26 protein-coding genes and 1 riboswitch are annotated in these 24,337 nt (G+C 51.1%); of the genes, 20 read left to right on the forward strand and 6 right to left on the reverse strand.

The features are described 5' to 3' along the window. The first annotated feature begins 120 nt into the window (after positions 1-120). Together DP119_RS08855 and DP119_RS08860 are read left to right on the forward strand one after the other, a co-directional pair. Positions 121-852, forward strand: a complete 732-nt coding sequence (locus DP119_RS08855) for an ABC transporter ATP-binding protein (protein WP_112232850.1) — start codon at positions 121-123, stop codon at positions 850-852. Beyond that, positions 849-1,598: an ABC transporter permease gene (locus tag DP119_RS08860; RefSeq protein ID WP_112232851.1), complete on the forward strand. Its 750-nt coding sequence runs from the start codon at positions 849-851 to the stop codon at positions 1,596-1,598. Before DP119_RS08855 ends, DP119_RS08860 begins: the two co-directional genes overlap by 4 nt. 31 nt (positions 1,599-1,629) lie before the next feature. Here DP119_RS08860 and DP119_RS08865 read toward each other — a convergent pair whose 3' ends face one another. Then, positions 1,630-2,700, reverse strand: coding sequence for a saccharopine dehydrogenase family protein (locus tag DP119_RS08865; protein ID WP_112232852.1), 1,071 nt, complete (start codon positions 2,698-2,700; stop codon positions 1,630-1,632). Between the two features lie 179 nt (positions 2,701-2,879). Here DP119_RS08865 and DP119_RS08870 point away from each other — a divergent pair, with 179 nt between their 5' ends. Continuing rightward, positions 2,880-3,869, forward strand: a complete 990-nt coding sequence (locus DP119_RS08870; RefSeq protein ID WP_112232853.1) for a S8 family peptidase — start codon at positions 2,880-2,882, stop codon at positions 3,867-3,869. A 54-nt stretch (positions 3,870-3,923) separates the two neighbouring features. Here the strand turns inward: DP119_RS08870 and DP119_RS08875 are convergent, their stop codons facing one another. Then, entirely contained in the window at positions 3,924-4,130 is a 207-nt protein-coding gene (locus DP119_RS08875) for a hypothetical protein (RefSeq protein WP_112232854.1), read from the reverse strand. A 251-nt stretch (positions 4,131-4,381) separates the two neighbouring features. Between DP119_RS08875 and coaW the strand changes: the two genes are divergently transcribed. Continuing rightward, positions 4,382-5,185: a type II pantothenate kinase gene (coaW, locus tag DP119_RS08880; protein WP_112232855.1), complete on the forward strand. Its 804-nt coding sequence runs from the start codon at positions 4,382-4,384 to the stop codon at positions 5,183-5,185. 37 nt (positions 5,186-5,222) lie between these two features. On the opposite strand, the gene DP119_RS08885 is transcribed toward coaW, so the two are convergent. Next, positions 5,223-5,780: a nitroreductase family protein gene (locus DP119_RS08885; RefSeq protein ID WP_112232856.1), complete on the reverse strand. Its 558-nt coding sequence runs from the start codon at positions 5,778-5,780 to the stop codon at positions 5,223-5,225. A gap of 423 nt (positions 5,781-6,203) precedes the next feature. Here DP119_RS08885 and DP119_RS08890 point away from each other — a divergent pair, with 423 nt between their 5' ends. After that, positions 6,204-7,598, forward strand: coding sequence for a protoporphyrinogen oxidase (locus DP119_RS08890; RefSeq protein ID WP_112232857.1), 1,395 nt, complete (start codon positions 6,204-6,206; stop codon positions 7,596-7,598). Between the two features lie 71 nt (positions 7,599-7,669). Here the strand turns inward: DP119_RS08890 and DP119_RS08895 are convergent, their stop codons facing one another. Then, positions 7,670-8,698: a C40 family peptidase gene (locus DP119_RS08895; protein ID WP_112232858.1), complete on the reverse strand. Its 1,029-nt coding sequence runs from the start codon at positions 8,696-8,698 to the stop codon at positions 7,670-7,672. A 299-nt stretch (positions 8,699-8,997) separates the two neighbouring features. On the opposite strand from DP119_RS08895, the gene DP119_RS08900 reads away from it, so the two are divergent. From DP119_RS08900 to DP119_RS08910, 3 genes are all read left to right on the forward strand, one after another. After that, a complete protein-coding gene (locus tag DP119_RS08900; RefSeq protein ID WP_112232859.1) occupies positions 8,998-10,554 on the forward strand; it encodes a fatty acid--CoA ligase in 1,557 nt (518 codons plus the stop codon). Between the two features lie 30 nt (positions 10,555-10,584). After that, complete coding sequence (locus DP119_RS08905; protein WP_112233077.1) at positions 10,585-10,983, forward strand: hotdog fold thioesterase; 399 nt, start codon at positions 10,585-10,587, stop codon at positions 10,981-10,983. Between the two features lie 121 nt (positions 10,984-11,104). Beyond that, a complete protein-coding gene (locus tag DP119_RS08910) occupies positions 11,105-11,659 on the forward strand; it encodes a TetR/AcrR family transcriptional regulator (protein ID WP_112232860.1) in 555 nt (184 codons plus the stop codon). Between the two features lie 39 nt (positions 11,660-11,698). Here DP119_RS08910 and DP119_RS08915 read toward each other — a convergent pair whose 3' ends face one another. Then, a complete protein-coding gene (locus DP119_RS08915; RefSeq protein ID WP_240616403.1) occupies positions 11,699-12,202 on the reverse strand; it encodes a methylated-DNA--[protein]-cysteine S-methyltransferase in 504 nt (167 codons plus the stop codon). A gap of 126 nt (positions 12,203-12,328) precedes the next feature. On the opposite strand from DP119_RS08915, the gene DP119_RS15830 reads away from it, so the two are divergent. From DP119_RS15830 to DP119_RS08960, 10 genes are all read left to right on the forward strand, one after another. Next, on the forward strand, positions 12,329-12,472 hold the full coding sequence (locus tag DP119_RS15830) for a hypothetical protein (protein WP_167399208.1): 144 nt from the start codon (positions 12,329-12,331) through the stop codon (positions 12,470-12,472). A 115-nt stretch (positions 12,473-12,587) separates the two neighbouring features. After that, positions 12,588-13,529 carry a hypothetical protein gene (locus DP119_RS08920; protein ID WP_112232862.1) on the forward strand — a complete coding sequence of 314 codons (942 nt, stop codon included), beginning with the start codon at positions 12,588-12,590 and terminating at the stop codon, positions 13,527-13,529. 125 nt (positions 13,530-13,654) lie between these two features. Further along, positions 13,655-15,319, forward strand: a complete 1,665-nt coding sequence (locus DP119_RS08925) for a formate--tetrahydrofolate ligase (protein ID WP_112232863.1) — start codon at positions 13,655-13,657, stop codon at positions 15,317-15,319. Further along, positions 15,319-15,540: a hypothetical protein gene (locus DP119_RS08930; RefSeq protein WP_112232864.1), complete on the forward strand. Its 222-nt coding sequence runs from the start codon at positions 15,319-15,321 to the stop codon at positions 15,538-15,540. The genes DP119_RS08925 and DP119_RS08930 overlap by 1 nt, the downstream gene beginning before the upstream one ends. Before the next feature lie 135 nt (positions 15,541-15,675). Beyond that, on the forward strand, positions 15,676-16,959 hold the full coding sequence (locus DP119_RS08935; RefSeq protein WP_205853866.1) for a DUF4139 domain-containing protein: 1,284 nt from the start codon (positions 15,676-15,678) through the stop codon (positions 16,957-16,959). Positions 16,960-16,986: 27 nt separating this feature from the next. Then, positions 16,987-17,484 (forward strand): TspO/MBR family protein, encoded by a 498-nt coding sequence (locus tag DP119_RS08940; RefSeq protein WP_112232866.1) that lies wholly within the window; start codon positions 16,987-16,989, stop codon positions 17,482-17,484. Positions 17,485-17,700: 216 nt separating this feature from the next. Then, positions 17,701-18,672 (forward strand): proline dehydrogenase family protein, encoded by a 972-nt coding sequence (locus DP119_RS08945; protein ID WP_112232867.1) that lies wholly within the window; start codon positions 17,701-17,703, stop codon positions 18,670-18,672. 59 nt (positions 18,673-18,731) lie between these two features. After that, positions 18,732-19,148 (forward strand): acyl-CoA thioesterase, encoded by a 417-nt coding sequence (locus DP119_RS08950; RefSeq protein ID WP_112232868.1) that lies wholly within the window; start codon positions 18,732-18,734, stop codon positions 19,146-19,148. Positions 19,149-19,205: 57 nt separating this feature from the next. Next, positions 19,206-19,307: riboswitch (purine riboswitch) on the forward strand. Positions 19,308-19,449: 142 nt separating this feature from the next. After that, positions 19,450-20,037 carry a xanthine phosphoribosyltransferase gene (locus tag DP119_RS08955; protein ID WP_112233078.1) on the forward strand — a complete coding sequence of 196 codons (588 nt, stop codon included), beginning with the start codon at positions 19,450-19,452 and terminating at the stop codon, positions 20,035-20,037. Then, positions 20,034-21,353, forward strand: coding sequence for a nucleobase:cation symporter-2 family protein (locus tag DP119_RS08960; RefSeq protein ID WP_112232869.1), 1,320 nt, complete (start codon positions 20,034-20,036; stop codon positions 21,351-21,353). The genes DP119_RS08955 and DP119_RS08960 overlap by 4 nt, the downstream gene beginning before the upstream one ends. A 45-nt stretch (positions 21,354-21,398) precedes the next feature. Here DP119_RS08960 and DP119_RS08965 read toward each other — a convergent pair whose 3' ends face one another. Beyond that, on the reverse strand, positions 21,399-22,391 hold the full coding sequence (locus DP119_RS08965; protein WP_112232870.1) for an alpha/beta hydrolase: 993 nt from the start codon (positions 22,389-22,391) through the stop codon (positions 21,399-21,401). A 202-nt stretch (positions 22,392-22,593) separates the two neighbouring features. Between DP119_RS08965 and DP119_RS08970 the strand changes: the two genes are divergently transcribed. Both DP119_RS08970 and DP119_RS08975 read left to right on the forward strand, forming a co-directional pair. Next, complete coding sequence (locus DP119_RS08970; protein WP_112232871.1) at positions 22,594-23,331, forward strand: hypothetical protein; 738 nt, start codon at positions 22,594-22,596, stop codon at positions 23,329-23,331. A 63-nt stretch (positions 23,332-23,394) separates the two neighbouring features. Next, positions 23,395-24,333 (forward strand): ring-cleaving dioxygenase, encoded by a 939-nt coding sequence (locus DP119_RS08975; protein ID WP_112232872.1) that lies wholly within the window; start codon positions 23,395-23,397, stop codon positions 24,331-24,333. The last annotated feature ends 4 nt before the right edge of the window (positions 24,334-24,337 follow it).

Consider the following 24,337-nt stretch of genomic DNA (forward strand, 5'->3'; position numbering starts at 1 on the left):
TATGTATTCTCAATTAAAAATAGTTATTCTCAATTACTTGGTTCGGCTGTAAAGTTGTGCTATGATATCTACATTAGAATAATTATAAATAAGAAACTTGAGAATTTGGGAGGTGTGGGCATGAGCACCCAGTACAAACCTGCGATCCACTTTCAGCACGTGGATTATCGCATTGGAGACATAGAAATCTTAAACGATATTACCGGTTCATTTCCACAAGGCCGTATCACCACTCTAGTAGGGCCTTCTGGCGCCGGGAAGTCGACGCTGCTGAAATTATGCAATGGCCTTATATCGCCGGCGAACGGAGAAATTTTCGTGAAAGATAAAGCGATTGGCGAATACGATCCGGTGGAACTGCGCCGCATGGTCGGGATGGCGTTGCAAAGCGCGCCGATGGTCAATGGAACGGTATACGAGAATCTGAATTTGCCTTTGGAGCTGCAGGGGCAGCAATTGGCGAAAGAAGAAGCCCTTGAACTGCTCGAAGATGTCGGCTTGAAAGGAGATCTGCTGGAACGGAAAGTGAAAGAGCTCTCAGGCGGGCAGCGCCAGAAAGTTTCCATCGCGAGAACGCTTGTCAACAAGCCTGAAATTCTCTTGATGGACGAAATCACTTCTTCACTCGACCGCGCTTCAAAACTTGAAGTGGAGGAATTGATCAGCAAGATCAACCGGAAATACAAGACGACGATTATCTGGATCACTCATAATCTCCAACAGGCGCTCGAAATCGGTGATTACACATGGGTCATGATGGACGGCCAAGTAGTGGAGACCGGCGAGAGTTCGCTGCTGGAAGACCCGCAAAATGATCGCGTCGAAGAATTTGTGAAAGGGGTAGTGTCATGAGTTATTGGGCTTTATCGCTGACGCTCATTTTCGTCCTCATTCCCCTTTTACTATCGAAAACATTGAACTTAGGGCTGGGCCGCGATATGACGGTCGCAACAATCCGCTCGATCATCCAACTGCTCGCTGTTGGGTATGTCTTGAAATTCGTCTTCGACTCCGAAAGTTTGCTCTACATCTTCTTGATGGTTGCGCTGATGATCGTTGCGGCAACCCATAACGCGCAGAAAAAAGGCGCAGCCATCCAAGGGATTACTTGGAAAATTGCCGTCACCTTAATCTTTGTGGAAGTGTTGACACAAGGGATTCTGATCGGCTTCAACATCACGCCGGCTACAGCACAATATATCATCCCGATCAGCGGCATGGTCATCGGCAACTCGATGGTGCTGTCGATTCTGTTCCTGAACCGCTTCACGGCGGAAGTGGAAGACCATCAGGACCAGACGGAATTGATCCTGTCGCTCGGCGGGACCCCGAAACAAGCGATTCACCGGCAATTGATCAATTCGATCAAGGCGAGCATGATCCCGACGATCGAAAGCCAGAAGACGGTCGGGCTGGTCCAATTGCCGGGCATGATGAGCGGGCAGATCATCGCAGGGGCAGACCCGATACAAGCGGTGCAATTCCAGTTGCTCATCATGTTCCTGTTATTGACGACGGCTGCTGTGACTAGTGTGTTCCTCGGATACTTATCCTATCCAACTCTGTTCAATAAGCGTATGCAATTATTAAAAGGCTGACATAACGTCAGCCTTTTTGTTATGTGTAGATTCAGTTGGCTGTTCCTGGATAAAAGCTGTCGATTTCAAAACGGCCGGAACCCGGAAGGCTTTCGAGCAGCTCGGGGCCGAACAATGCCGCTGGTGTCCAGCTGCCGCCTGGGTAGTCGCCTGACAGTAAGCGCTGCGTCACTTCGAGTGCTCCGTAGACTGTCAGGTCATAAACGTTCGCGGTATCAATCCGGCACGTTTTGATAACTCCGTCCTTATTTTTGGCTTGTCCCCAAATGTGCGCTGCGCTTCCGGCGCGTTCTTCCTGATCCGGCCCTTGTATGCTGCGCTCAATCCATTTCAGCAAAGGCTGCTTCACTTTTTCAGAAGACAGCAGCGGACTCGCCACATTCATGAGCCGTGCCATTTTGGCAGCGGGTTTTGGCGTCGGAATCCAAGCGGTGATATTGGGGATGCCGGTAGTGTAGTACGCAGTAGCGACGTCACCCCAAGGGATCGCCATGGCAGATTTCCGTCCGCGCCCGAAATCGATCACCCGCTGGTGCTTGCCAATCGCGACAGCGGTCAACTGGCCGTCTTCACGGATGATATTGCCTCCGCCGAGCCCTTCGACCATCGTTTTCATGGTGCCGGGGGAAATGCCGGAATCCGAATCGAACCCAAGCGCGAGCTCGATGGCATCCGGCAAAGCTTGCTGCAGCTTCAGCGCAGTGCAGTCAGTCGGAATGACGTCAAAGCCCACGCCAGAACAGAAAATGATATTTTTCCGTTGCGCTTCCTCGTGCAAGGAATGGGTATGCTCAAAAACGCTAATCTCTCCGGTAATGTCGAGATAATGGGCGTCGGCTTCCAAACAGGCGTGGATCATCGGTTCACTAGTTTTCTCAAACGGACCGGCACAATGCAGCACGAGATCGATGCCATTCAAATGTTCGGCTGTGCGATCATTCAATTCGAAAATGCGGAATTCTAAATCGAGCTCTTCAGCAAGCGTCTGCACTTTTTCTTTGCTGCGCCCGGCCAAGACCGGCCGCAATCCACGTTTCACTGCTTCCTGTGCGATTAATGTTCCTGTATAGCCTGTCGCTCCGTATAATAGCCATGTAGTCATCGTTTTTTGGTCTCCTCGTAGTTTGGCGTCTTTCTTGTGTTCTTCAGTAAGCAGGAAATTCCTGTCTCTTGCTTGAAACTAATAAGAACAACTTTCCAATTATAAAAGCGAACAAACGTTTGATTTTGTCTGTAGCTGTCAGGTAGAATGAAAGAAACGAGCTGAAGGAGGAATTCTCGATGAAAAATATTCATTTGATTCCATACCGCGTTGAACAAGTAACGGCTGCACCACCGCGTATCCCGGAAGGCGTGCGGATAATCCAGGCCCCTGAAGTCTGGGAAAGCGCCGAACATGGCAAAGGCAATGTAGTGGCCGTACTGGATACAGGCTGTCAGACCGATCACCCCGATCTGGAGGCGCGAATCGCAGGCGGCCGCAACTTTACGCATGATGACGGAGGGGACCCGGAGCGGTTCGAGGATTATAACGGGCATGGCACACATGTGGCCGGGACGATCGCCGCTTCCCTGAGAGATGAGGAAGGGGTGGTCGGCGTAGCGCCGCTCGCCGATTTGCTTGTTGTCAAAGTGCTCGACAAACAAGGCAGCGGCAGCTATGAAGGCATCATCGCGGGCATCCATTACGCCATCGATTGGCGCGGTCCGGAAGGGCAAAAGACGACGGTCATTTCGATGTCACTCGGCGGCCCTGAAGATCATCCCGAATTGTATGAAGCTGTGAAACGGGCGGTTGATGCCGGGATCCCGGTCATCTGTGCCGCTGGCAATGAAGGGGACGATGCTCACGATACCGATGAATTCGCCTACCCTGGCGCTTACGGCGAAGTCATTCAAGTCGGCGCTGTCGATTTCGACCGGCGCATCGCCCCGTTCAGCAATACCAATAACGAAATCGATTTGGTAGCGCCGGGCATCAATATCTATTCGACCTACTTGGAAGGGAAATACGCCAGTTTATCCGGCACTTCGATGGCGACTCCGCATGTGTCGGGGGCCTTGGCATTGATCCGAAACATTTCCGAGCGTGATTTCGACCGGAAACTGACAGAGGCCGAATTGTATGCACAGCTCGTCCGGCGCACGGTTCCGCTTGGCTATCCAAAGACAGCGGAAGGCAACGGCTTGCTGGCGCTCGACATCCTCAATAAATTCGAGCAATTGTTCAAGATTCTCAGCAATTCCTATGGAAATGGCTTGGACCGGTAACGGAAAAAACCATTCAAAAACCCCTGGACGCAGAGTCCAGGGGTTTTCTTGCAGTTAATCCGTCACTAATTTATCCGTTTTCCGCTGTTCTTCAATCCACCAATCAATGTGATTGCCGTCGAACAGGATCATATCACCGTAAGGCCGGGCATGCGGAATCGTTCGTTCTGACAGGAGCCGCTTAATCTGCTCCTCTGTCATAGGGCAACTTCTCTGCTCGAGATAGTCGAGCAATTTCGGTATTCCCTGGATTTTCCCCATTTAATCACCTCCCACAAAATCCTCCTTGCAGAAGCAAAGAAAATTCAGTACGAGTTATTAAATGGTTTGCTGCAGTTTCTATTCCCCCATTCGCCGGTGTTCAATCCTGAAAAACTGAAATCTTTAAAAGCGCTGAAGCGGAATGGCGCAAACTCCTCCCGCTCGCTGCGCGAATATGTTAGAATTTCCCCATATGTTAAAAACTATGTAAGGCAGTAAAAGTGCTTTTAAGAAGAGAAGGTGCAGAATAGATGAAAGTCGGAATAGATGCGGGCGGGACGCTGATCAAAGTGGCCTACACCGACGGAGGCCCGATTCATTTTGCGAAGTATCCGATTGCTGAAATCGGTTTGGTAGCGGAATGGATCAACGGGCTGACGGCTAGTGAAGTATGCGTGACAGGCGGCAAATCAGGTGTTCTTGCATCTTTGCTGGAGAAATCCGTACAGGAAATGGTGGAATTCGAAGCGACCCATTTGGGCGTCCAAGTACTGCTTGAACGCATGGGGCTTCACGAGGAAGCTTATTTGGTCACAAATGTCGGAACCGGCACGTCGATCCATTGCGTGCAGGATAACACACAGGAGCGCCTCGGCGGGACGGGAATTGGCGGCGGGACGCTCATCGGCCTCAGCCATTTGCTGACGGGCATCACCAGCTTCGATGAAATCGTCGAACAGGCCAAGCGCGGATCGCGTGAACGCATCGATTTAAAAGTGAAGCATATTTATGAAGGCAAAGAACCGCCGATTTCAGGTGAGTTGACTGCCAGTAATTTTGGGCAGGATCTATTTTCCATTTCCCATGAGTTGTCGAAAGAAGAATTGCTTGCCACGGTCATCGGTTTGGTAGGCGAAACGGTCAGTACGGTCAGTGTACAAGCGGCTCGCCAATGCCGCAGCTCGACAATCGTCTATATCGGCTCGTCGTTCATCGATAACGCCCTTTTGAAAGAGGTTGTTACGAGCTATACCATTCTGCGCGGTTCGAAGCCATTGTTCCCGGACAACGGCGAATATTCCGGTGCAGTCGGCGCCTTATCTGTTTTGGGTTAAGAAAAAAGAGCATCAAGGCTGATGCTCTTTTTCTTCGTTATTGATCGATGATTTCCAGCTTTTCGCGAATATCGGTGCGTGCTTGTTTTTCCGGCACGTGTGCAGGGTAGCCCATCATCATGGTCGCGACGATTTTCTCCCCTGGTTCGACCCCGATGGCCTCACGGAAGACGGGGTTGTAAATCCAGTCGTTCGAACGCCAGATCATGCCGATGCCGCGATGCCAGGCAGCCAATTGGAAATTTTGCAGCATGGAACTAAGCGCGCCGTAATCTTCATCAAAGCGTCGCTGCCGCGGGTCGACCGGCATGATGGCGACGAGGTGGAGCGGGATATCACGAAAATACTGGGCTTTATTGAGCGCTTTTTGCGGAATGTCGCCGTCCGGCGTTTTCATCGAATCGAGAAATGCCTGGACGAACTTTTCTTTGCCGGCGCCTGCGTAAAGCTGGAAACGCCAAGGTTCATTCACTTTATGGTTAGGCGCCCATTTTGCGATATTCAGCAATTCGATAATTTCTTCCACATCGACAGCGTCTGGCTTGAATTTTTTGATCGATCTTCTTTCCATGATCAATTGATCAATCGGATTCATCAATTTGAACCTCTCCTATCCTTTAAATGCTTTCGGTTAAATCCTACCACGAATGGCGAAAATCGTGTTGAAAATGACATATTGCCCTCTGTAGAAATACTGGTTTCTTGATAAAATAATTACTATATAATTTGATGTTACGACTTCATAACATTCCGCAAAACCGCTACGAAAAAGCGTTGCTCAACCCTCGCTAAGCCCGAGCATCGAAAATGAATCAGCTCCGCTTTCCATCGCTTATTCATTTCCTGCGGGCGAGCGCCAAGCTTCCTCAGTCGCCTTGCGCCTTGCGATGTAATGCGCAGCATTATTGAGCAGTAAGGGTTTTTCCGCGGTTTTGCTCCATTTAGACGTCATTAACATGGTCCGTCTTTTTATAAATTTGATTTCTTTAGTTTGATATATAAGCGAGGAGTGATTCGGATGAAGAAAGCCGTGGTCATCGGCGGGGGGATTACAGGCCTTTCCGCCATGCATTATCTAGAGCGGATGAAAAAGCAGCACGGGCTCGACTTGGAATTGGAGCTTATTGAAAAAGAGGCACAGCTGGGCGGGAAGATCCGTACAGTGAAAAAAGACGGCTTCGCGATGGAAGTCGGTGCGGATTCCATTGTCGCACGCCATGCCAGCGTCCTGCCGCTCGTTGAAGAGCTGGGGCTCGAAGAACAAATGGTTTATAACGGAACCGGTATCTCCTACCTGTATACGGATAACCAATTGCACGCGATTCCGAAAGATACCGTATTCGGCATCCCGATGGACCGGGAAGCGCTGTTCAGTTCGACGCTCGTGTCGGAACAGGGGAAAGAACGGGCGATGGAAGATTTTGAGACCGTGAACGACCGTTTCACGAAAGACAGTTCAATCGGGGAGTTCCTGGAAGAGTTCCTCGGCAAGGAACTAGTGGAACGCCAGATTGCGCCAGTTTTATCCGGCGTTTATTCAGGTTCATTGCGTGAATTGACTTTAGCTTCCACCTTGCCATATTTAATTGATTATAAAAATGACTACGGCAGCATCATCAAAGGGTTTGAAGCGCACAAGAAAACCTTTCAAGGGGCGGCGAATAAGAAGTTCATCTCATTCGAGGGAGGGATGGCGGCTTTGATCGACCGCCTCGAAGAACAGCTGGAGACAGCGCTCGTCCGAAAAGGCGTTGGGACGAGCTCGTTGGAAAAGCAGGACGGACGCTATAAGCTGAACTTTTCGGACGGTACATCAAGCGAGGCGGATTTCGTCGTCCTGGCGATTCCGCACCAGCAAGCCCAGGCATTGGTGAAGGACGAAACGCTTGGTGAAGAATTCGGCCAATTGATCAACTCGTCATTGATCAGCGTTTATCTGGGATACGACTTGCCGGACGGGCAATTGCCGGCGGATGGCACCGGTTTTATCGTGTCGGAAGGCAGCGATTTGGCATGCAATGCCTGCACCTGGACGAGCCGCAAGTGGCCGCATACTTCAGCGCAGCACAAATTGTTGGTGCGTTTGTTCTATAAGAGCACAAATCCGGTGTTCGCCGAGCTGCAAAAAGGATCCGATGAACAGGTCGCGGCTACAGCCAAAGCGGATATCCAGAAAAGCCTGGGCATCGAGCAACAGCCTGCTGTCATCGAAATCACGTCGTGGAACGAGCTCATGCCGAATTACCATATGGGCCACAAAACGGCAGTCACGTCGCTTGAAGCGCGGCTGAAAAGCGCTTATCCGGGCATCTATCTAGCCGGCTCTTCCTATTACGGTGTCGGCATCGGCGCCTGTATCCAAAACGGCAAAGACGTGGCGCAGAAAATCGCACAAGCGATGGGTGAAATATAGAACAGCAAAATACATTCATCAACATGCAAAAAAAGCTCCGGAAACATTCCGGAGCTTTTTTACATACTGCATTATCTCATGGCGTTGAGGCGTTTGTAGCTGTCGAAATGCTTGCCCCAATAGCTGTCGTTGAGGCTGGTGATTTGGACGCGGTCTCCGCCGGCATGGATGAAGCTATTGTTGCCGACATAGATGCCGACGTGGGAAATTCCCGGGCGGTAGGTATTTTTAAAGAATACCAGGTCCCCAGGTTGCGGAGAGCTGACCGTAAACGAACTTGCGTAATAGCCGATGGTGTTCGTGCGCGGAATCGTGATGCCTGCGCGGTTATAGACATAGTACAGATAGCCGCTGCAGTCAAAGCCGCTTGAAGTCGTGCCACCCCATGCATAAGGCACCCCCAATTGCGTGCGTGCGATGGAGAGCACTTGCCCGGCTTTCGAAGAGGCAGCCGGATTGGAAACTTGGACAGGCGAAGGGGCAGGAGCTGTGCCTCCTTGGATTTTCAGCACTTGGCCGACGCGGATATTGCTTGTGCTCAAATTGTTCCAGCTCATCAATTGCGCAACCGATACTTTATAGCTTCTGGAAATCTTGCTGAGCGTGTCTCCCGAGACGACACGGTATGTAGTCGTATTAGCTTGCGTTGGCGGCGCAGCGGGAGCCGGTGAAGGCGATACGGCGGCAGCTGATGCTGTGCCGCTGACTTTCAGCTTCTGGCCGATACGGATAGTGGAATTGCTCAAACTGTTCAATTGCTGGATTTTTGCGACGGATGTGGAATGTGCCTGGGCGATTTTATAAAGAGTATCACCGGCTTTGACAGTATAAGTGCTGGTCTTGGCGGCAGCTGGTGCGGCTGGTGCCGGAGTGCTTGCTGCAGCTGGCGAAGTCAAGCGCAAGACTTGGTTTGGATAAATGGAATCCGTGCTCAGGTGATTCCATGTTTTTAAGTTGTCGACAGAAACCTTATTGCTTGAAGCCACTTTCCATAATGTATCGCCTGGTTTGATTGTATACGAACTTGCTTCTGTATCTGCAGCCCCTATTGCCAAGGATAGGACTCCAGCCGTGATAGCCATGCCGATCAGCTTCTTCATGTTCATTCCCCTTTTGTTTACAGCGACGTCTCTTGCGTGCGCAATTTTCTTTAAGTGTATTCAGTTTCACGAATATAGGCAATAAGTTTTATGTTACATTTGTGTTACAAAAATCAAAAGTCTTAATTTAGAGTTTTATTTTGGTTATAAAAATAATAATGGTAAAAATTTCTTCTGGTCTATTAGTTGTGAATCAAAACAAGAGATTCACAAAACAATTGTTGAAATATTTGTTCTAATCTGACATTATGAAAGTAGTTTATTGGTGAACCACCATTCAGTAGAGGGAGGAAAAAATAATGTATGCGACACTCGGAAGTATATTCGATCATACGGTTTCCCTGCACCCGGAACGTGAAGCGTTTGTCGATTTAAGAAGAAATAAGCGCTGGACGTATGCGCAGTGGCGGGACGACGTGCACCGCTTGGCGAATGCGCTGACGGCAACAGGTGTCACGAAAGGGGACCGTGTTTCCACGTACCTTTTCAATAATCAAGAGTTGGCGACTGCATTATTTGCCTGCGCCAAAATCGGCGCCATCTTCAACCCGATCAATTTCCGCCTGAAAGCGGAAGAATTGGCATTCATCATCGAAGATGCCAAACCTGAAGTGGTGCTGTTTGAAGAAGTGCTGGAAGGCGTAGTGCAGACCATTGCGCCGCAGTTCCCGGCGGTACAGTTCTGGACCATCGACGACAAGACGCCATCGTTTGCAAAGAATTACCATGAACAGGTCGCAGGGGTATCGACGGAAGACCCGGGTGTTGAAATGGATGAATCGGATACATACGCCATCATGTATACGAGCGGAACGACAGGGCGGCCAAAAGGCGTCATCCATCGCCACAGGAGCATGGCCGAACAAAGCATGATGTGCATTGCGATGCTCAAGACGACCAAAAAAGATGTCGGTTTGGTCGCCGCGCCGATGTTCCATTGCGCGGAACTGCATTGCAATATCATTCCGCGCGTCCAAGCGGGCGCATCGAGCATCATCATGCATCAGTTCGATCCATTTTTGGCGCTGGATACAATCGAGAAAGAAAAAGTGACAGTGATGTTCGCGGTGCCGACGATGTGGAGCATGATTTCCGAAATCGATGGCGCGCAGCAGAAAGTCGAAAGTTTGCAGCGTGGGCTATACGGCGCTGCCCCGATGGCACCCGTGCTCGTGAAACGCGTCAAGGAAGTGCTCGGCATCGACTTGATCCAGGCTTATGGACAGACGGAAATGGGCCCGGCCATCACGTTTTTATCGGAAGAAGACCAGTTAACGAAAGCCGGCTCCGCCGGACAGCCTGCCTATAATCACGAAATCCGCGTCGTCCGGCCGAATGAAGACGGCCCGTCGGAACCGGAAGATGTGCTTGCGCCTTTTGAAGTCGGGGAAATCATCGTACGGGGGCCGAGCATGATGGCCGGGTATTTCCAGCGCGAAGACGCCACGGAAAAAGCGCTTTATAAAGGCTGGTACCATTCGAGTGATTTGGGTTATATGGATGAACAAGGGTATCTATACGTTGCCGACCGCGTCGATGATATGATCATCAGCGGCGGGGAGAACATCTATCCGCGTGAAGTGGAGGATGCGCTCCATGGCCATGACAAAGTACAGGACGTTGCGGTGCTTGGCGTGCCGGACGAGAAATGGGGCGAATCGGTATTGGCGTTCGTCGTTGCTAAAGATTCATCGCTGACTGAAGAGGATTTGGAAGAATACTGCGTCAATCACGAAAATCTCGCGCGCTACAAGCGGCCGCGCTCGTACCGTTTTGTCGATGAGCTGCCGCGCAATGCCAGCGGGAAGATCCAGAAATTCCTGCTGCGCGAACAATATCGAGAATTATCGTCTTGAATGGGCGGCAAGAAAAGAGGGGCAAAAATGGTGAAGATGAAGCCTGTGGAAGAAACGATCATGGGAGTGCTGGGCATTGAACTGACAGAGCAGTCCGGCGAACGGATTGTCGCGACGATGCCGGTGCATGCAGCGACGCACCAGCCATTCGGCTTATTGCACGGTGGGGCATCAGTGGTTCTCGCAGAGACGGTGGCGAGTTTCGGGACCTGGCACGCGATTGACCAGCAAAATGAAATCGCGGTCGGGCTGGAAATCAACGCCAACCATATCCGCGGAAAAAAAGACGGCATCGTGACAGCTATCGGCACGCCGCTTCACAAAGGGCGCACCACCATGATTTGGGACATCAAAATCATGGATGAAGAAGAACGGCTCATTTGCGTGTCGCGCTGCACGGTGGCGATTATCCAAAAGCCAACTGAATGATGGTGGAAGGCCGGACCTCGCGATGAGGTCCGGTCTTTTTGCCTGGCTCGGCCATGTTATAATAGTTAAACAAGGAATCGGGCGTCCGGAAAGGCAGTGACAGATTTTGAAAAGGGAAATTATGCAACAGAGCATTGCACTGTTTGTCGACAAAGGCTATAGCGCCACGTCGATACAGGATATAGTAGATGCGCTTGGCGTGACAAAAGGTTCTTTCTACTACCATTACAAAAGCAAGGAAGCATTGCTGATGGATATCCACCGGCAATACATCGAAGAATTGCTCGCCAGGCAGCAATCGATCCTGCAGGATGCAGCGCCGGCAAAAGAAAAGCTGTCGGAGATTGTCCGCTTATTGATCGGCGACATGGAAAAACAAGGGCCGATTGCCAATGTCTATTTCCGCGAACTCAGGCATTTGAAAGAGGAGAACGCTAAAGCGATCCGTGCAAGACGGGCGGAATTCCGGGAACAAATCGAATCGGTCCTGATTGCGGGTATCAAGAGCGGCGAATTCCGCCGGGAGTTGAATCCGAAGATGATCGCTTTCGCCGTCCTCGGCGTGACCAATTGGAGCTATCAATGGTTTCAGCCCGGCGGTGAGCTGTCCACTGGGGAACTCGCTGAACTTTACACGGATTTCATCCTCCATGGCATTATGCCGACGCAAAAGTAAAAGCCGTTATCCGTTCATCGGATAACGGCTTTTAGATGCTTAACTGCGTTCCAGTTCCAATAAATGATTTTTAAGCGCCATGCCGCCCCGGAAACCTGTCACATCGCCGCTCTTCCGTATGACCCGGTGGCATGGGATGAACAGCAGCAAAGGGTTCGCGCCGACTGCTGAACCGGCTGCCCGGACTGCCTTCGGCTTGCCGATATGTTCAGCCAGATCGGAGTAAGAAATGGTCCGGCCGTAAGGGATTTCCTGCAAGGCTTGCCAGATAGAGCGTTGAAAAGCGGTGCCTTCCACATCAAGAGGCAAGGGGAACTTTTCGCGGGAACCAGCGAGCCAAGCTTCGATTGCATACTTATATTCCTTTAACGCTGATTCGTCCTGGACGAAATCAGCGCCCCGAAACCGTTTTGCGCAATGCTGCTGCATTTCAATAAGGCCTTCACCCGGCGAACCGACATAACAAAGGCCCTTGTCGCTTTTGGCGAGGAGCAGGCGGAAGCCGTGCTGCTCAGCATAAGCCCAGCGGATGGTCCGTGCCATAGCCATCATCCTTCCGTATTTTTATTCCAGTATACGCCCCGCCAAGAGATTTTTCAGCAAGCAGATTTCCTGTTTGAGCTTGTGGAGAACGGGAATACGAGGGGTAAGACATAAGGAGGGATCTACATGGCAAGAGACAAGAACAAAGAAAGACTGGAAGAAGAGCGCCGCGAGCAGGAGTTGCGTGAAGAAGAACAGGCTTTTAAGGACAGTGCCAGAAACCTCGACGAACAGAACCGGATGACCGATACACATAACCAGCAAAAATAAGCCGCATGCCAAACCCAGCCCGCGCACCGGAAAATCCGGTGGGCGGGCTTTTTTCACTATGGGTGCAGGCGTGGTAGTATGGTAGATAATACTTTTTTAGGAAAGAGTGGTTTTCATGTTTGACACCCTTGAACAATTGATGGAAGAAAAAGGACTGGACAGCAAGCGTTCGGTCGCTTGGAAAAAAATCAGCGAGGAAGAGCGATTGTCGGAGAAGTTTCTGGCGGATAACGCACGCAATATCCATTGGCAGCTGGTCTCCAAGCACCAATCACTATCCGAAAAGTTTATCCGCCAATACAGCGGCTTTCTTTACTGGGGCGAGATTATCCGCAACCAGCAATTATCGGAACGCTTTCTGGAAGAGTTTTCAAGCCCTGAAAAATGGCAGCCTCAAGAAGACCGGTTATCTGCAAAGCAATTGAAGGCATTGAAAATGCACGGGCAGCCTTTTGACGAGCGGGAGTATTGGACGCTCGTCTCCGCTAGACGCCCATCGCCGATGTTCATCGAAAAACACCAGGACCGGGTCAATTGGCAGGTGCTAAGCGAACAGCAGGAATTACCGATGAGCTTGATCGGCCGCCATGCAGACAAAGTTGACTGGCTTGCTGTGACGCGCGGGCAAAAATTGACGGAGCGGTTTATCGAGAAACACAAAGGCCAAGTGGAATGGGAAACGCTGTCGTTTCACCAGGAATTGTCGGAACGGTTCATTAACCGTCATAGCGATAAGATGGCAGCCATCTCTGCAGAACAGCCGCGTTCTGAAGCTTTCCTTTACATGCACTTGGATAAGATGGATCCGGAGACGGTCATTGATTGCCAAGAGATTGGCGAAGCGACGGAATTCGACTCCTTTAAAGTATTCAGCATTTCCCGCAATAGCCGAAAAAAGTACATTGTGGAGTTTGAGCAATACGACGAGCCGGATTCGCCGCGCTTTTTGAAGCTGGATGACGAAGGTTTTTACGATTTGCTGGAAGAGTACGGCTTGCAACAGCATATTGAAGCGGATTTCCCTGAACTTCTGTTCATCGAAGACATGCGCTTCTAAGCCAACGTGCCCCATTGCGGGTGCGTTTTTTTATTCTAGCTGAAGTTTTTTCTGGGCGCTGGCAGGCTTGTGTTTTCCGGCATCCCGTTTATAATGGGAAGAAAAATTGAAAGTTGGGACTATGCATGGCGATGACCGATTTGACGATTGCAAAAGAAGCGGCTATCCGGCCGATCCAGGAAATTGCACAGCAAGCCGGGATTGCGGAAGACGCGTTGGAGTTGTACGGGAAACACAAAGCGAAAATCGATGTGAACAAATTGCCGAACACCACGAAGGACGGAAAAGTCGTACTTGTGACGGCGATCAGCCCGACACCGGCAGGCGAAGGAAAATCAACGGTGACAGTGGGGCTTGCGGATGCATTAAGAAGAAGCGGCGAGTCGGTCATGGTGGCGCTTCGTGAGCCTTCCCTCGGGCCGGTCATGGGCATCAAAGGCGGCGCGACAGGCGGCGGCTTTGCGCAAGTATTGCCAATGGAAGACATCAACCTTCATTTCACGGGTGATATCCACGCCATCACTTCGGCGAACAATGCGCTCGCTGCCTTGATCGATAACCATTTGCACCAAGGGAATGCGCTTCGCATCGACCCACGCCGCATTACATGGAAGCGTGCGCTGGACATGAACGACCGGGCGCTGCGCCACGTGACGATTGGTCTCGGCGGCCCTGCGCAAGGCGTGCCGCGTGAAGACGGCTTCGATATCACGGTCGCGTCGGAAATCATGGCGGTGCTGTGCCTCGCCACTTCTCGGGAAGATTTGAAAGAACGCTTGGCCCGCATGGTCATCGGCTATACGTATGATCGCGAGCCGGTCACAGTGAGAGATTTGGAAGCCCAAGGTGCGCTCGCGCTGCTCTTGAAAGAAGCTTTCAAGCCAAATTTGGTGCAAACGATCGAAGGGACACCGGCGATCGTTCACGGCGGCCCGTTCGCCAACATCGCCCATGGCTGCAATTCCTTGATGGCGACGAACACGGCGAGAAGCCTGGCGGATGTCGTAGTCACAGAGGCGGGCTTCGGCGCGGACCTTGGCGCCGAGAAATTCATGCACATCAAATCACGCAAAGGCGGCTTCCATCCGGATGCGGTCGTCATCGTTGCGACGGTGCGTGCGCTGAAAATGCACGGCGGGGTGGATAAGAAAGAACTTGGAGCGGAAGACGCGGATGCCGTTCGCCGCGGCATCGTCAATTTGGCGAAGCATGTGGAAACGATCCGCCAGTTCGGCATCGAGCCGGTCGTGGCACTCAATCGCTTTATGGGCGATAGCGCTGCGGAACTCGCGCACGTGATGGACTGGGCGGAAGCGGAAGGAGTCGCGATCGCGCTGACGGAAGTATGGGGCAAAGGGGGCGCCGGCGGGCTTGAACTTGCAGAACTCGTCAAACGGCAACTCGATAAAGGCGCTGATTTCGGCTATCTGTATGCAGAAGAAGACGCCGTTGAAGAAAAGCTGCGGACGATCGTGCAAAAAGTCTACGGCGGTGCGGATGTCCAATTGACGGATAAAGCAAAGAAACAATTGGCCGAACTGAAAAAGTACGGCTGGGACGCATTGCCGATCTGCATGGCGAAGACTCAGTATTCCTTATCCGACCAGCCGAAATTGCTCGGGCGCCCGGAAGGCTTTACGGTGACAATCCGCGAATTGATCCCGAAACTTGGCGCAGGATTCATCGTCTGCCTGACAGGAGATATCATGACCATGCCAGGCTTGCCGAAATCGCCTGCCGCACTGAATATGGATGTGGCGGAAGACGGGCAAGCGCTCGGATTGTTCTGATGGCAGCCAGCGTGCAAATCGTGGATTATGTCGAACAAGGCCAATCCCTTTATATTCAATTGAAGGTGATTGATGCAGAGACTGGGACGGCAGTTGAAGGCGAGGTCCGTTTTCTTGGGGAGTTGCTATACGGGGAATTGATCCACGAAAAGAAATCGCCGCTGGCAGATCCGGTGCGCATCGAAACGATCGCTTATTTAAAAACCCATTTCGGAAGATGATTTCCGAAGTGGGTTTATCTTTGATCTTTAGTGACTGAATATTCAATTATTTATGGTCGCTTTTATGCTGAATGTGCTAAGGTGAAAGAAATGAATCGCCTGAATGAACAATCGATTCAAAAAGGAGCGGTTGCCATGAAACTGCAGTCTACACGAAGCCAGCAGAAGCATTTATCGGTGGCGGCGTATAACGGAGGGTTTGCGCTGGTGCGGGAGATGCGTTATTTGAAATCGGACGGGCCAGTGGAGGAAGTGCAATTCCTGGATGTTGCCGAACGGGTGGAGACGGATTCGATCATTGTGAAAGGGCTCGATGTCCTGGAGCAGAATTACGACTATGACCTGGTCAGCAAAGGGAAATTATTGGAACGCTATATCAACCGCCATGTCCATGTGCGGAACAGCGAAACCGGGGAAGAGCTGGAGATGCGCCTGCTCAGCGTGTCGGAATGCATCATCGGCGAACGGGCCGATACAAAGGAAATCGTCATCGATCCAGCCGGGGAACTGATTCTTCCGGCATTGCCGGAAGGCTTATTGCTGAAGCCGGCACTGGTGTGGAAAATCGCGCCAGCAGCTGTGGACCAGGAGATCAGGGTTTCGTATTTGACGAAAAGCCTGGAATGGCACGCCCATTACACATTGGAAATCCAAGATAAAGGGTTTCAATTTGATGGTTGGGTGAAAATACTGAATCATAGCGGTGCACATTACGAAAAGGCAGAGCTTGCTTTGGTGGCAGGAGAAGTCCACCGGGAAGAGCTCCTGAATAATGGCGATTCGCCGATTTTGTATTCGCGCATGCAAGAGTCCTTGATTACAGCGGAAACATTGCCGGACCGTCTTGTCTACCGGATCAACCGGCCAGTCACCGTCATGAACGAACAGCTCAAGCAATTAGTCCTATTCTCGGCAAATGGCGCACAATTCAAACGGGCTTATCAGGTGAGGTCAGGTGATACGCATGCCGATGTCAAACTGGAATTTTCCAATTCGATTGAAAATGGGCTCGGCATGCCGCTTCCGGAAGGCGTGGTGAAAGTATACGAATCCGGGGATTCAGGGGAAGTGTTTTTCACAGGCGAAGATCGAATCGAACATACGGCGGCTGGCAAAAACCTGCGCATCCACGTCGGGAAAGCGCTCGACATCACGAGCGACAGTTATGAAAAACTGCGCGAAAAGCACGGCGTCCATGAATACATCACCTATGTGTACAAACTTGAAAATGAAAAAACGGAAAGTATCCGTTTACTGGTCGAACACGTTATTTTCGAGCCCATTTGGGAAATGGAATCGTCCAGCCATGATTATGAGCGGAAAAGCAGTTCGGAAGTTGAATTTGTCGTGCGGATCCAGCCCGAAACTACCGTTGAATTGGAGTTCACGTACAAAGTCGATAAACGGCGCGAGGGGTGAGACTATTAGAATGAGGAGGCGAATGCCATGGAAGTCGCATCAGTCAATGGGCGTATACATGTGAGGAACCTGGCCGCGAGCATACTCGTCCCGGTCGTCGGCGGGTCGATTGTCGGAGCGCTTGCCAATAGAGGCACCCGCGAGCAATACGAGCGGCTGAAAAATCCTTCGTTTGCACCGCTGGGCTGGGTTTTCCCGGCCGTCTGGACAGTGCTTTACAAAATGATGGGTGTCGCCAAGTACCGCGCGCAAGAAACGGCCAAATCGCTTGGGCGGGAGCGGCAAGTGCTGGCTCCATATGAACTTCAGCTCGGCTTGAATTTCCTGTGGTCGTTTTTATTCTTTAAATGGGGGCTCCGGGGGGCGGCGCTCGCCGAAATGGCGGCGCTTCTCGGTGCAGTCATCTGGGCGGCGTATAAATTCTATCAAGTCGACCGGCTGGCCGGCAGTTTGCTGGTGCCATATATCGCCTGGGTGGCGTTTGCCCTGGGGTTGAATTATTCATTCTGGCAGCTGAATAAATGATTGCCCAAAGTGCCGGAATCCCAAGCGGTTCCGGCACTTTTGTCCATTTTTTGACCTGGTTTTAAAAAAGTATTGCAAACACTGCAAACTGTTAAAAAATTATGATGCATAGCGGGAGGAAAACGACTACAATGAAGGAAGTTGACAACGTTCGAGGCATGGCCTTTTTGGGACTGTTGGAATCAACGCAGTTGAATGGTATCAGGAGGGAAATCAATGTTAAAAGATGTGTTTATCGGCTTGTCTCAAAACCGTCTCCTTACGGCTGCGGCCAAAAAGTACGGCTTGAAATTAGGTGCCCAAACCGTAGTGGCGGGGACCAATATTGAAGAGACCATTAAAAGTATCCGAAGCTTGAATGCGCAGGGAATCAGCGCGACAGTAGATAACCTGGGTGAATTCGTGTTCGAAAGGGAAGCGGCGCTCGAAGCGAAAGAGAATATCATGGATATGATCGAAGCGATCCACAAGAATAAAGTCGATGCCCATATTTCCTTGAAACCGACTCAGCTCGGGCTGGATATCGATTATGGCTTCTGCCTGGAAAACTTGAAGGAAATTGTCGCCCTTGCCCATAATTATGGCATGCACATCAATATCGATATGGAGGATTACGGGCATGTCCAGCCTTCGTACGATCTTTTGAATACGCTTTCGAAAGACTACGATAATATCGGGACCGTCATCCAAGCGTATTTCTTCCGTGCAATGGACGACATAAAGGAACACAAAGATTTGCGTTTGCGCATCGTCAAAGGCGCTTATAAAGAGCCGGCAGATGTGGCTTACCAGACGCGTGAAGAAATCGACGAAAACTTCATCAAATTGATCGAGTACCATTTGCTGAACGGCAAATTCACGTCGATCGCCACACACGACCATAACATCATCAATCATGTCGAGGCTTTCATCAAAGAACATGATATTTCATACGATAAATTCGAATTCCAGATGCTTTACGGATTCCGCAAAGAATTGCAGCGCGAACTCGCGAATAAAGGCTACAACTTCTGCACATACGTGCCGTTCGGCGATGACTGGTATGCATATTTCATGCGCCGCCTGGCAGAGCGCCCGCAAAACTTGAATCTCGTATTCAAGCAAGTATTCACCAAAAAGAACAATATCGCCATCGGGGCGCTTGCCGGAGCATTCATCTTGGGCCGCGCCACCAAAAAGCGCAAGTAAACAAAGGCGTCTCTTCCGGAGGCGCCTTTTTCAATTGCTAAATGTGGAGGAATGTATGCATGTATAAAACAACGATCACCCCGCGCGTATCCGAGACCGATGCGGTCGGCCATATCAACAACACGAGTTTGCCGGTCTGGTTCGAAGCGGGCCGCAACCCGCTTTTTGAATTGTTTACGCCGGACCACGATTTCGCCAAGTGGAAAATGGTCATCGTCAAAACGACGCTCGAATTCACCGGGCAAGTGTATTTCGGGAAAGACGCTGAAATCCATACCTGGGTCGAGCGCATCGGCAACAGCAGCCTCGAGTTGTACGAGGAGCTGTACCAGGAAGGGCGCCTATGCGCAAAAAACCGGGCCGTCTACGTAAACTTCAATCTGTCACAGCAGCACAGCGAACCGATCCCGGCCCCGATTCGCGCTGAACTGAGCAAGCATCTGCGTGAGACTAGCGAAAATCAAGAGGGATTCTGAATAGTTTTTTAATTAAGGCAGCTCTTGAAAGAGTGTTTTGGCGTGCTATAATAAGTGCATTCAAAAACAATATTCACTCATATAATAGCGGGAATATGGCCCGCAAGTTTCTACCGGTCCGCCGTAAACGGACTGACTATGAGAAGCAATGGAACGGAAAGAAACTGCCTATTCTTTTAGGCGGCTTCCTTTTGCGTTTCCTTTCGGCGAAGCCCGGAGGACCTTGCTCCACTCATGGTTATGAATGGATGCGCGTCCTCCGGGCTTTTTCTCGGGGGATGCGGGAAAAGGAGCGAAAAACATGAAGCAGTTGGAAGAGAAGATTAAAGCGGACGGGCGGGTTTTGTCCGAAGCGGTACTGAAAGTCGATTCATTTTTAAACCATCAGATCGATCCTGCTTTGATGCAGGCGATCGGGGAAGAATTCGCTGAACGTTTCAAGGAAGCGGGGGTGACGAAGATTTTGACGATCGAATCATCAGGCATCGCGCCTGCAGTGATGGCCGGGCTTACCCTTGGCGTGCCGGTCGTCTTCGCCAGAAAGCGCAAATCGCTGACTTTGACGGATGGTTTGTACACAGCACCTGTCCATTCATTTACGAAGAATGAAACGAACGATATCTCCGTGTCCCATGACTTTCTCGGGGAAAGTGATGTCGTGATGATCATCGATGATTTCCTGGCGAATGGCCAGGCGGCATTGGGCTTGCTCGATATCGTCGAGCAGGCTGGAGCGGGATGTGCAGGCATCGGCATCGTCATTGAAAAAGGATTCCAGCCAGGCGGGAAACTGCTGCGCGATAAAGGCATCCGCGTGGAGACATTGGCAAATATTAAATGGATGGAACCAGGGCATGTGGAGTTTTACGGGGAGGTGCCGAGCCGATGAAAAAAGCATTTGGAGAAGCGGCGCTCGGGCTTCAGCATGTCTTGGCGATGTATGCAGGAGCGATTCTTGTTCCCTTGATCGTCGGGGCAGCGCTTGGATTGACATCTGAACAATTGACTTATCTTGTATCGATCGATATTTTGCTCTGCGGTGTTGCCACGCTGCTGCAAGTGTTCAATTCGCGCTTTTTCGGCATCGGCTTGCCGGTCGTGCTCGGCTGCACATTCACGGCGGTCGGCCCGATGATCGCCATTGGCGGCGAATACGGCATCTCCGCTATTTATGGCTCGATTCTGGTTTCGGGCTTGTTTGTCATTGTGGTCTCCGGGTTTTTCGGAAGCCTCGTGCGTTTTTTCCCGCCAGTCGTCACCGGGTCAGTGGTCACCATCATCGGTATCACGCTCATTCCGGTCGCCATCAACAATATGGGCGGCGGCCAGGGTGCGGAGGATTTCGGTTCGCTGTCGAATATTGCCTTGGCATTCGGGACATTGGGTTTTATCATTTTCCTTTATAAATTCTCACGCGGCTTTATGCGCGCCGTTGCGATCCTGGTCGGCTTGATTGCCGGAACGGTCGCAGCCGGGTTTATGGGCAAAGTCGATTTCACGCCTATTGCGGAAGCTTCGTATTTCCATATGGTGGAGCCGTTCTATTTCGGGATGCCGACATTCGAATGGTCCGCAATCCTGACGATGATCCTGGTAGCACTCGTGTCACTTGTCGAATCGACAGGCGTCTATTTCGCGCTCAGCGATATCACGAAAAAAGAGATTAAAGAAAAGGACTTGGCGAAAGGCTATCGTTCGGAAGGCTTGGCGATTTTCCTAGGTGGGATTTTCAACGCTTTCCCGTATACGGCCTACTCGCAAAACGTCGGGTTGATCCAAATGTCTGGCGTGAAGTCGCGCAAGATCATCTTCATCGCGGCGCTCATGTTGATCGTCCTCGGGTTTGTGCCCAAAATCGGCGCCATGACGACCATCATCCCGACACCGGTTCTCGGCGGGGCGATGATCGCGATGTTCGGTATGGTCATCGCACAAGGCATTAAAATGCTGAGCGGCGTCATATCGCAATCGCAGGAAAACTCCATGATCGTCGCTTGTTCTGTCGGCATCGGCCTAGGCGTGACGGTCGTTCCGGAATTGTTCGCGTTATTGCCTGCAGGCGTCCAGATCTTGACGAGCAACGGCATCGTTGCCGGGAGCTTGACGGCGATCGGATTGAATGTCGTCTTCAACATGCTGCCATCCCGCAAGAGAAAACGCGAGGCGCAAGCGGTACAATCCAATCAAGCAGTCACTCCCCATTGATCAATCGAAAAAAGCTGTCCTTCGCTTAAAGCGACGGGACAGCTTTTATTTTTGCGCCTGGCTTTTTTCAAGCAGAAATTCCAATGTTTTCTGGAGGGTTTCCTGGCCGTCGTTCGTATCCAAGGCGTATTGATATTCATGCTTCAGGTTCTTATTGGTGCCACGGAAGAAGACGTCGGTGACATCGACGCCTTTGGCACGCAGGCTATCGGCCAGTGCGACCGATTGCGGCTCCAGCGGGTCGGCGTCGCCGGCTGATATGAAGACATCCGGATAAGCAGGGGTGACGTGCTGGATTGTCGACATTTCATGTATATTGCCGAATGTCTCGAAACTTTCTGTGCCCGTATAGGCGTTCAGGAAAAAGTCGATATTCGGGAAGCCGGACTCGCGGACGGTTTCCATATCATACAGCCCGCAGAACAGCAACGCCCCGCGCATCTGTCCCGAAGAAACGGCTGGAGCCAGATCCATCGTTTCGGCAAGGGCAGGGGTGGATTGCAAGGCTGCCAGCTGGCTGGCGATCTGCGCGCCGGCAGAATCCCCGCCGACAAAAATCCGTTCCATATCGCCGCCATACTGTGCAGCAGATCCATTCAAGAACTTCAAGGCTTCATTGGCCTGGATGACAGGGCCCGGATATAATTGGCCGGGCGCCAGTGCATAGTCGATATTGGCGACAAGATAGCCGTCGTTCGCCAGTGTCATCCCGTAATCCTGGCGGCTGTCTTTGGAGCCGCCGATAAAGCCGCCGCCATGGATCCATAAGATGACGGGCAAGGGGCCGGTAGCACCTTTCGGGTAGTAGAGATCCATGAAGGCGTTGTCGGATGCATGGTAGCGGATGTCTTTGACGACTTCGACATGGGAAGCGATTTCCGCGATATTCGGTGGCGGGCTGTAGATCGCGGAGCCAATGATCGGCGGGGCGCTTTGTTCTTCTGTTAAATGGCTGGCCAGTACGAATCCTGCAGAAGCCAGGAATATCCCTGCGAGAAGTGCGATTATTTTGTTGGAAATGGGTCGTTTGCGTTTCATGGTTTCCATCCTCTGCATGGCGAATATACCTGAAGTTCAATCAAGCTTACTGACATCCTATCACGTGCCGTGCAGCTCCTCAAAAGATTAACTGTCATGGAAATGAAACGGAACTGTAAGGTGTTGGGGGTTCAGAGCCCGGCAAATCGGGTATTTAGAGGAGAGGCCGATGGGTCATTTTAAGAGTTGGAGGAGGGTTTTCATGTTCGGGTTGAGCGATTTGATAGCACTGGTCATATCTGCATTTATCATTTTACCGGTCGTTGTCTTTATCCGGGAAGCGGGTTATTTAATCGTCAGCTTTTTGTTAGGCGCAAAGAATCCGCGGTTGACAATCGGTTCAGGCCCCCGAGTCTTCAAGATCGGCATGTTTGACGTGAGGAAATATTATCACTTGTACAGTTGGTTTGCCTATGATGATTTGAAAAGGCAAAGCAAATTCGCATATATCATGCTTTACGCCGGCCCAATCTTAGCGAATGTGATCGTGGCAGTTGTCATCAACGCCTTGGTCGCAAACCAAATATTGGATCAATATGAAACGTTCTGGAACCGTTTCGTCTTCTACGGTTTCTATTTTGTGCTGTTTGACGCTGTCCCGATGAAAACGGCGAACGGCATGCCGAACAACGGCATGATCATCTATGAGATGCTGCGTTACGGGAAACGCACGGATTACAATGACGAGCCGTTCTTGCCTTCGACGACAGAAGTGGAAGAGCAATACGAAGAGGAAATGGAGAAAGTGGAAGAAATGAAGGAAAACCAGAAGGATATTGTCGAAGATGACGAAGATTATTCTGCAGAACAGCAGGAAAAAGAGCGCCGCGAGAAAGCGGACATCGAAGACGGCAAGGAGCAGGATAAGGAGGATTTGAAAGAAGCGGAAAGGCTGACCATTAAGCAACATAAGGAACGGAAAGACCAGATGCCCGATTGAACTTGAAAGCGTGAGTATCGGATTGATATGATAGTCATGTCGAAAAAGAGGGAGAGAATATACATGGGTGAAAAAACGCAAGGCATTCATCATATTACAGCCATAGTGGGTGAAGCGCAGGAAAACACTGATTTTTACGCAGGGGTGCTGGGCATGCGCCTGGTCAAGAAAACGGTGAACTTCGACGATCCGGGTACATACCATTTGTATTTCGGGAACGACGAAGGATCGCCCGGCACCATCATGACCTTTTTCCCCTGGGGTAAAGCCTATCAAGGAAAAGTGGGAGACGGCCAAGTCGGCGTCACGGCTTTCGCTGTTCCGGAAGGCGCCTTTGCATTTTGGCGCAGCCGCCTGGAAAGCCATAATGTTTCGTTTGAAGAGCAAACGCGCTTTGGCGAATCGTATTTGCGTTTTAAAGACCCGCACGGCCTTCAGCTGGAATTGGTTGAACGGGGAATGGGCGAAGCGAGCGGATGGACCGGAGGCGGCATTACACAAGGCAATGCCATCAAAGGTTTTGCCGGAGCTGTATTGTTTACGGCCAATGCGGCCAAAACTGCCGAATTATTGGAAGAAGTGATCGGTTTCGCCCGCACAGAAGAGCAAGGCGATTATGTCCGCTTTGTCGCGGATGGCACGATCGGCAACATATTGGATGTCAAGCAGACCCGTGTCGGCACTGGCCAGATGGGTGTCGGGACCGTTCACCACATCGCATTCCGTGCGGACGACGATGTCGATCAACTGGAATGGAAAAATCGGGTCGAAGCTTACGGGTTAGGCGTCACGCCTGTCCAGGACCGCAATTATTTCAGGTCGATTTATTTTCGTGAATATGGCGATCTGCTGTTTGAAATTGCCACCGACCCGCCAGGCTTCACGATCGATGAAAGCCCGGACGCGCTCGGTGAGGAATTGAAATTGCCGAAGCAATACGAGCAGTACCGGAAACGCTTGTTGGCGGAACTGCCCCCAGTGTATGCGCGCCCGCTTGAATAGCAAA

Source organism: Planococcus maitriensis (genome assembly GCF_003289925.1).
Lineage (GTDB): Bacteria > Bacillota > Bacilli > Bacillales_A > Planococcaceae > Planococcus > Planococcus maitriensis.